Origin of the sequence: Streptomyces sp. FH025, assembly GCF_017427025.1 — a bacterium.
Classification (GTDB): Bacteria; Actinomycetota; Actinomycetes; order Streptomycetales; family Streptomycetaceae; genus Kitasatospora.
This window is the reverse complement of record NZ_JAFLNG010000382.1, coordinates 1-7516: the sequence shown is the minus strand read 5'-3', so window position 1 is coordinate 7516 and position 7516 is coordinate 1. Positions and strand designations below refer to the sequence as shown.

Here is a 7516-nt window from a genome sequence, read left to right as displayed (position 1 = left end):
ATCATCGTCGCGCTCATCCCGCTCGCGCTGCGCGGCGTGCGCTACCGCCCGTCCGACGCCAGCTCACTGCTGCGCCGCAACCTCGGCGTCTACGGCGTGGGTGGGCTGATCCTGCCCTTCGTCGGGATCAAGCTCATCGACCTCCTCGTGCAGTTCGTCTTCTAGGACACCCGCCCGGATGTCCACGGAAGGGAGAGTCTCCATGCGGAATCCGCCGCCCGCCCTCATCCGGCCGCACCTGATCGCGCTGCGCCTGCTGCTGCTCTTCACCGCAATCTGCGGCCTGGCCTACCCGCTGCTGCTCACGGGGTTCTCCCAGCTGGCCTTCCCCGGGCGGGCCAACGGGTCTCAGGTACGACAGGACGGCCGGGTCGTCGGATCGAGTCTGCTCGGTCAGACCTTCGGCCTGCCGAAGAGGGATCCGAGCGATCCGAAGGAGCAGCCCCTGCCGGACCCGAAGTGGTTCCAGCCCCGCCCGTCCGCCGCCGGGGCCGGCTACGATCCGACGGCCTCGGGCGCCTCGAACCTCGGGCCCGACGACCCGCGACTGACCGGTGCCATCCGGGAACGGCGGGCCACCGTCGCCGCCTTCGACGGCATCGATCCGGTCCTGGTCCCGCCGGACGCGGTCACCGCGAGCGGCTCCGGGCTCGATCCGCACATTTCCCCGGCCTACGCTTATGAGCAGGTCGACCGTGTCGCGAAGGCGCGCGGCCTGGACCCGGCGGTGGTCCGTCGGCTGGTCGAGCGACACCGGCAGGGCCGCGTCCTGGGCTTCCTCGGCGAGCCGCGGGTGAACGTGGTCACCCTCAACCTCGCCCTCGCGCGGCTCGGCTGACCAGGCGGACCGGCGGACCGTGAAGGGAGGCCGTCCGGTGGCGCAGCAGCCCGCGCCGTACGCATCAACGGGCCTCCGGAGCGGCCGGGGCCGGTTCAAGGTGTACCTGGGGGCCGCGCCCGGGGTGGGCAAGACCTTCCGGATGCTGGAGGAGGGGTTGCGGCGCAAGGCGCGCGGCACCGACGTGGTGGTCGGCCTGGTGGAGTGCCACGGCCGGCGGCGCACGGAGGCGATGCTCGCCGGGCTGGAGGTCGTCCCGCGCGCCCGCCGGACGTACCGGGGCACCGAACTGACCGAACTGGACCTCGACGCCGTCCTCGCCCGCAGGCCCCAGGTGGCGCTGATCGACGAACTGGCCCACACCAACGTGCCCGGCGGCCGGCATCCGAAGCGCTGGCAGGACGTCGAGGACCTGCTCGCCGCCGGCATCGAGGTGATCACCACCGTCAACATCCAGCACCTGGAGTCCCTGAACGACGTGGTACGGAAGATCACCGGCGTGGTGCAGCACGAGACCGTGCCCGACGAGGTCGTTCGTCGGGCCGACCAGATAGAGCTGGTGGACATGCCGCCCGAGGGACTGCAGCGCCGGATGGTGCACGGAAACGTCTACGCGCCCGAGAAGGTGGATGTGGCGTTGTCCAACTACTTCCGGATCGGGAACCTGACGGCGCTGCGCCAGCTCGCGCTGCTCTGGCTGGCCGGACGGGTGGACGAGCGGCTGCACGACTACCGGGAGCAGCACGGGATCCATGACGTGTGGGAGACCCGGGAGCGGATCGTGGTGGGCCTCACCGGCGGGCCCGAGGGAGAGACGCTCATCCGGCGGGCCGCCCGGATCGCGGCCCGCACCGGGGGCGGTGAACTGTTCGCCGTACACGTGGCACGCGAGGACGGCCTCGCCGATGCGGATCCCGGACGGCTGGACCGCCAGCGGAAGTTGGTGGAGAGCCTGGGCGGGACGTACCACCTGGTGGTCGGCGAGGACATCCCCCGCGCGCTGCTGCGGTTCGCCCGGGAGCACGACGCCACCCAGCTCGTGCTCGGCACCAGCCGCCGCGGCCTGATCAACCGTCTCCTCACCGGCCCCGGCATCGGGGAGACCACGGTCGACCTGTCCGGGGACATCGACGTCCACATGGTCACCCACGAGGCCTCCGGCAGCGCCCGTCGTCGTCGTGGCGGCCCGCGTGGATCGCCCTGACCGCTGGACCTCCGCAGCGGTCCGCAGCCTCTTCGCGCGACCGGCCTCGGGCGGGACCGCCGGGAGCGGCGGACAGTGGGAGTACGGTGCCGCAGGTCGAGGAGTCGCCGCAGTCCCGGAAGACCTTCCTGCACCTGCCCCGGGCCCGGTATCGGCAGGCCGAGCGGACCGAGGACGGCACCGTCACCGTTCGTGAGGACGGCGAGCCGCCGAGCAGGCCCGTCCGTGAGCGCGCTCCCGCCGGCCCGTCCGTGAGTGTGCTCACGGCGACTGCTGTTCGGCGGCGGCGACCGCCCGCTTCACGGTGGCGAAGCTGTCCGGGGTGACGGAGATCGAGTCGATCCCGGCCTGGACCAGGAAGCGGGTGAAGTCAGGGTCGTTGCTGGGGCGTTGGCCGCAGAGGCCGACGTGGCGGCCGGCCGTGTGGGCGGTGGTGATCAGGGTCTCGATGCTGCGGGTGACGGCCGGGTTCCGTTCGTCGAAGAGGTGGGCGAGCAGGCCGGAGTCGCGGTCGACGCCGAGGGTGAGCTGGGTTAGGTCGTTGCTGCCGATGGAGAAGCCGTCGAAGCGTTCGGCGAACTGCTCGGCGAGCAGGATGTTGGCGGGGATCTCCGCCATGACGTACACCCGCAGGCCGTTGGTGCCGCGGGCGAGTCCGTTGTCGGCCATGACCGCCAGCACCCGGTCGGCCTCCTGCGGGGTGCGGCAGAAGGGGATCATCACCACGACGTTGGTGAGGCCGAGTTCGTCCCGGGCCCTGCGCAGGGCCCGGCACTCCAGGGCGAAGCCCTCGCGGTAGCCGGGGTCGTAGTAGCGGCTCGCGCCGCGCCAGCCGATCATCGGGTTGGCCTCGGTCGGTTCGAAGGGCGTGCCGCCGACCAGACGGGCGTACTCGTTGGTCTTGAAGTCGCTGGTGCGCACCACCACCGGGTCCGGCCAGCGGGAGGCGGCGATCCGGGCCACGCCGTGGGCGAGGCGGTCCACGAAGTAGTCCGTCCCGTCCGGGTAGCCGCACGTCAGCTCGTCGACCAGCCGCCGGTCCTCGGCGGAGAGCCGCTCGGGGTGCACCAGGGCCATCGGGTGGACGCGCACCTGGTGGGCGACCACGAACTCGGTACGGGCCAGGCCCACGCCGTCCGCCGGCAGACGCCACCAGCGGAACGCGGCACCGGGGTCGGCCAGGTTGAGCATCACCTTCGTACGGGTGCTCGGCAGCGAGCCGAGGTCGGTCTCGGTCGCCTCGTACGGCACCAGGCCCGCGTAGACGTGGCCCTCGGCGCCCTCGGCGCAGGAGACCGTCACCTGCCGCCCGTCGGCCAGGGCGGCGGTGGCCGAGCCGGTGCCGACCACCGCCGGGACGCCGAGCTCACGGCTGACGATCGCCGCGTGCGAGGTGCGCCCGCCGTGGTCGGTGACGATCGCGGCGGCCCGTTTCATCAGCGGCTCCCAGTCCGGGTCGGTGATCTCCGTGACCAGCACCGCGCCCTGGGGGAAGCGTTCCAGACCGACCGGCGAGGCCAGCGCGCACACCGGCCCGGCCCCGACCGCCTCGCCGACCGCGATGCCGTCCACCAGCCGCTCGCCCGTACCGGTCAGCCGGTACCGGCGCAGCACCTCGCCCCGGCGGGACTGCACGGTCTCCGGCCGGGCCTGGACCAGGAACAGCTGCCCGCTGAGCCCGTCCTTGGCCCACTCCAGGTCCATCGGGCAGCCGTAGTGCTCCTCGACCGCCACCGCCCACTCGGCGAGCGTGCGGATGTCGCCCCGTTCGAGCACCGGGCGCGCCCGTTCGCCGGCGTCGGTGTCGACGGTCGTGGTCGAGCCGTCCTGCCCGTACACGGCCTTGCGGCGCTTGGACCCGAGCTGGACCTGGACCACCGGGTCGAGGCGGTGGTCCTTGAGCACGGGCTTGAACACCACGTACTCGTCCGGGTCCACCTGGCCGCTGACCACCGTCTCGCCCAGCCCCCAGGCGGCGCTGACGACCACCACACCGGGGAAGCCGGTCTCGGTGTCCAGCGTGAACGCCACGCCCGCGCCCGCGAGGTCGGAGCGCACCATCAGCTGGACGCCGACCGACAGGGCCAGGGCGAGGTGGTCGAAGCCCATCCGCTCCCGGTAGTCGATCGCCCGGTCGGTGAACAGGGACGCGAAGCAACGGCGGCAGGCGTCCAGCAGCGCCTCGGCGCCCCGGACGTTGAGGAAGGTCTCCTGCTGGCCGGCGAAGCTCGCCTCCGGCAGGTCCTCGGCGGTCGCGCTGCTGCGGACGGCGACGTCGGGATCCTCCCGGCCGGATTCGAGGGCGAGGCTGCCGTACGCCTCGACGACGTCGTGCTCCAGGGCGGGCGGCAGGGGAGCGGCCAGCACCGCCGACCGGATCGCCTCGCCGACTTCGGGCAGCGGGGCGCCCCGGTGCAGCCGATCGACCTGCTCGGCGATCCGCTCGCGCAGGCCGCCGACGTCCAGCAACTCACGGTAGGCGTCCGCCGTCGTGGCGAAGCCGTCCGGCACCCGGACCCCGGCGGGGCCCAGTCCGTTGATCAGCTCGCCCAGTGAGGCGTTCTTGCCGCCGACCAGACCGACGTCCTCCCGGTGGAGATCACGGAAGCGGATGACACGGCGCATGGCTGCCTCCAGGCGCGCTGGCGAGGTGGCCCGGCGTGGCCGGACCCCGTTCCCCACCACCGTAGGAAAGGAAGCCGACCGGGCGGCAGGGCCGACCGGCCCCCTCGGCCGGGGCCGGTGCGCACCCGGGACACTGCGGATGCCGAGTGTCCCGGCCGCAGGTCGCCCGCGCCGCCTTCTCCTACCGAGCTACCGAGCTACCGAGCGCCGCGAATCCGTCGCTCGATCCGCCGGCGGACGTCGGCGGTCAGCTCGGCCAGCCGCTCGGACACGGCGGCGGTCGGCAGCTGCGGGGACCGTATCCGCCGCGCGGAGGGCGGGAGCAGGGCGAGGTCGGCGGCGAAGGCCGCGCGGGCCTCGGCGAGCGTGCCCGGTGGGCTCGTCCGTTCGCCGCCCGCCATGACCGTTCGCAGGAGGGGAGCCGTCCCGGCCGGGGCGGGTTCGTCCCGGAGCGCGATCGTGTCGGCGAGCCCGGGCCCCCGGAACACCTGCTTGGCCCCCGGTGCGGTCACCTTCCCCGTCGAGAGCTTCATCATCGGCTGTCCGTCGTAGGCGACCAGTTTGTACGCGGCGTCCAGGTACGGCGCGTCCGCGGAAACCCCGACCAGCGTCCCGACCGCGAAGAGGTCGATCGGTGCCCCGGATCGCACCAGCCGGTCGATCCCGTACTCGTCCAATCCACCGCTGGCCGTGATCCGCACACCGGGCAGACCGGCCTCGTCGAGGATCCGCCGCGCGGTGACCGCCAACGCGCCCAGGTCGCCGCTGTCGAGCCGTACCGCGCATCCCTCGTGCAGCCCCGACTCCCTCAGCACCCGGGCGGCGACGGCGACGCCTCGCGCCGTGTCGTAGGTGTCGACCAGGAAGGTCACCGGTCCCGGGTGAGCCCGCGTGAAGGCGAGGAAGGCCGCCGCCTCGTCACCGAAGGCCTCGACGTACGAGTGCGCCATCGTGCCCACCGCGCGCAGAGCGTAGGCGTGGGCCGCCGCCACGTTGCTCGTCCCGGCGAAGCCGACGAGGGCGCCCAGCCGCGCCGCCTGCGCGCCCGCCGGGACGCCCTGGGTGCGCCGCAGCGAGAAGTCCACCACCGGCCGCCCGTCCGCCGCCAGCACACAGCGGGCGGCCTTCGACGCCACCGCGCTCTGGTGGCACACCTGGTTGAGCAGGTACGACTCCACGAACTGCGCCTGCGGCAGCGGCGCGGTGACCTCCAGCAACGGCTCCCCGGGCAGGAAGACCCGCCCCTCCGGTACGGCCCGCACCTCGCCGGTGAAGCGCAGCCCCAGCAGCGGCTCCAACTCGGTGTACGGGCGCTCCATCACCTCGGCGAAGGCGGCCACGTCCGTCTCGTCCACCCGGAGTTCGGTGAGGTGGTCCAGGGCGGACGCCAGCCCGGCCGCGACCAGGAACCCCCGTTCGGGCGGGGGCTTCCGGACGAAGAGGCTGAAGGTGGCCGGCGCCGTCATCCCCTCCCGCAGGTAGGACAGGGCCATCGTCACCTCGTAGAGGTCGGTGACCAGGGCGTCGGACATGGCGACGGCCGCCCGTCAGTCGGCGAAGAGGTGCGGGTGGGGCGGCACGGCCTCGGGGGAGTCCGCCCGATCGTGCCGGAAGCGGTGGATCCGGGCGTCCGGGCCGGGGAAGTACTCGGTCACCCGGTCGTCGTCGGACCAGCGCACGTCGTACGGCGGGCTGCCGTCCGGATGGTGCAGGCCGACGATCTCGCCGTCCCGGCGGGCCGCGCCCGGCCGGGTGCCCTGGACGATGATGCGGTCTCCCACGGCGGCTTTCATGCCGTCCTCCCTGGGTCGGTGCCGGGCCGGGGCACGCCTCGGCCGTCCGTACTCCCAATGGCACCACCTCTGTCGGGGCGCGGCACGGGCCGGACGGTCCCCGTCACCGGGCCCGGTGGCCCCTGTGGCCGGCCCTCGACAGGTGGTCCGGTGGGAAGCACGGGCAGCGGTGTCCGTGTGGAGGCCGCCCCGGGGCGGGAGGCCCGCGCGGGGGGACCGATCGGGGTCCGGTACCAGGGCCGTCAGGCCCTCGGTCGAGGGGTGTCGGCTCGGGAGACTGATCCGTGAGAGCAGATGCCACCCCGGCAGGAGGCGCGTCATGTCCGCCGCAGCCGCCACACACCGTCCCCAGGGCTCGCGCGCGGCCCTGCGCCAGCACGTCCGGAGGGCCCTCGGCCGGGACCGCAACCCGCTCTGCCGCTCGCTGGACCGGGCGTACAGCCGCCTGATGACCGGGTTGGCCTTGGCGGTTCTCGCGACATTCGTCGTGGCGGTGGTCGCGGCGCTGCTGGTGTACCGCGCGGAGACGCACACCGCGTCGCAGGTCGCCCGGCACCGGCACGCCGTGACCGCCGTGACCACGGGCCCGGCGGTGTCGGACGGCCCCCGGACGGGCGGCACGACCGGGCACGCCCCGGCCCGCTGGACGTACCCGGCCGGGCCTGGATCCGGGAGCATCCCGGTGCAGCCCGGCACACTCGCCGGAACGGCCGTCCGGGTCGGGCTCGATGACGCCGGACTGCCGGCCATCGGACCCAAGGGGCCCGAGCAGATCCTGTCGGACACCACGCTGGCGGGCCTCGTCACGGTCTCCGTCCTCGGGTTCGGCACCGAGGGCGTTTTCGCGCTGCGGCGCCAGGTACTGGAGCAGCGGGCCGAGGCGGCCTGGGAGCGCGCCTGGGAGCAGGTGGAACCGGGCTGGTCCGGACGGCGGTGAGAGCCGTTCTCACCGGCGGAAACGGGGGGTCTCGCCCGGGTGACCGTCGCCCGTGTGCCGCGCGCAGGCGGATCCGAACCGGCTCCCGGTGGTCCTCGCACCCATCGCCGCCCACGCCG

The 7516-nt window shown here is 73.7% G+C and carries 5 protein-coding genes and 1 pseudogene; 3 read left to right on the top strand and 3 right to left on the bottom strand.

What is annotated here, in order from left to right:
• Window positions 1–202 precede the first annotated feature (202 nt).
• A complete protein-coding gene (gene kdpC, locus J0670_RS24345) occupies window positions 203–838 on the top strand; it encodes a K(+)-transporting ATPase subunit C (RefSeq protein WP_207813790.1) in 636 nt (211 codons plus the stop codon).
• Window positions 839–875: 37 nt separating this feature from the next.
• A pseudogene (locus tag J0670_RS24340) lies at window positions 876–2009 on the top strand (universal stress protein); the annotation flags it as partial.
• 294 nt (window positions 2010–2303) lie between these two features.
• Here J0670_RS24340 and ppsA read toward each other — a convergent pair.
• The 3 genes from ppsA to J0670_RS24325 all read right to left on the bottom strand — a co-directional run bounded on the left by ppsA (window position 2304) and on the right by J0670_RS24325 (window position 6460).
• Window positions 2304–4667: a phosphoenolpyruvate synthase gene (ppsA, locus tag J0670_RS24335; protein WP_207813789.1), complete on the bottom strand. Its 2364-nt coding sequence runs from the start codon at window positions 4665–4667 to the stop codon at window positions 2304–2306.
• Window positions 4668–4864: 197 nt separating this feature from the next.
• Complete coding sequence (locus tag J0670_RS24330; RefSeq protein WP_207813788.1) at window positions 4865–6199, bottom strand: nicotinate phosphoribosyltransferase; 1335 nt, start codon at window positions 6197–6199, stop codon at window positions 4865–4867.
• Window positions 6200–6214: 15 nt separating this feature from the next.
• Window positions 6215–6460 carry a DUF1918 domain-containing protein gene (locus J0670_RS24325; protein ID WP_207813787.1) on the bottom strand — a complete coding sequence of 82 codons (246 nt, stop codon included), beginning with the start codon at window positions 6458–6460 and terminating at the stop codon, window positions 6215–6217.
• 319 nt (window positions 6461–6779) lie between these two features.
• Here J0670_RS24325 and J0670_RS24320 point away from each other — a divergent pair, with 319 nt between their 5' ends.
• Complete coding sequence (locus J0670_RS24320) at window positions 6780–7397, top strand: hypothetical protein (RefSeq protein ID WP_207813786.1); 618 nt, start codon at window positions 6780–6782, stop codon at window positions 7395–7397.
• Window positions 7398–7516 lie beyond the last annotated feature (119 nt).

What these genes read in the sequence shown, in the direction of transcription:
- kdpC (WP_207813790.1), top strand. Translation starts at nt 203, where the DNA reads ATGCGGAATCCGCCGCCCGCCCTCATCCGGCCGCACCTGATCGCGCTG.
- ppsA (WP_207813789.1), bottom strand. Translation starts at nt 4,667, where the DNA reads ATGCGCCGTGTCATCCGCTTCCGTGATCTCCACCGGGAGGACGTCGGT.
- J0670_RS24330 (WP_207813788.1), bottom strand. Translation starts at nt 6,199, where the DNA reads ATGTCCGACGCCCTGGTCACCGACCTCTACGAGGTGACGATGGCCCTG.
- J0670_RS24325 (WP_207813787.1), bottom strand. Translation starts at nt 6,460, where the DNA reads ATGAAAGCCGCCGTGGGAGACCGCATCATCGTCCAGGGCACCCGGCCG.
- J0670_RS24320 (WP_207813786.1), top strand. Translation starts at nt 6,780, where the DNA reads ATGTCCGCCGCAGCCGCCACACACCGTCCCCAGGGCTCGCGCGCGGCC.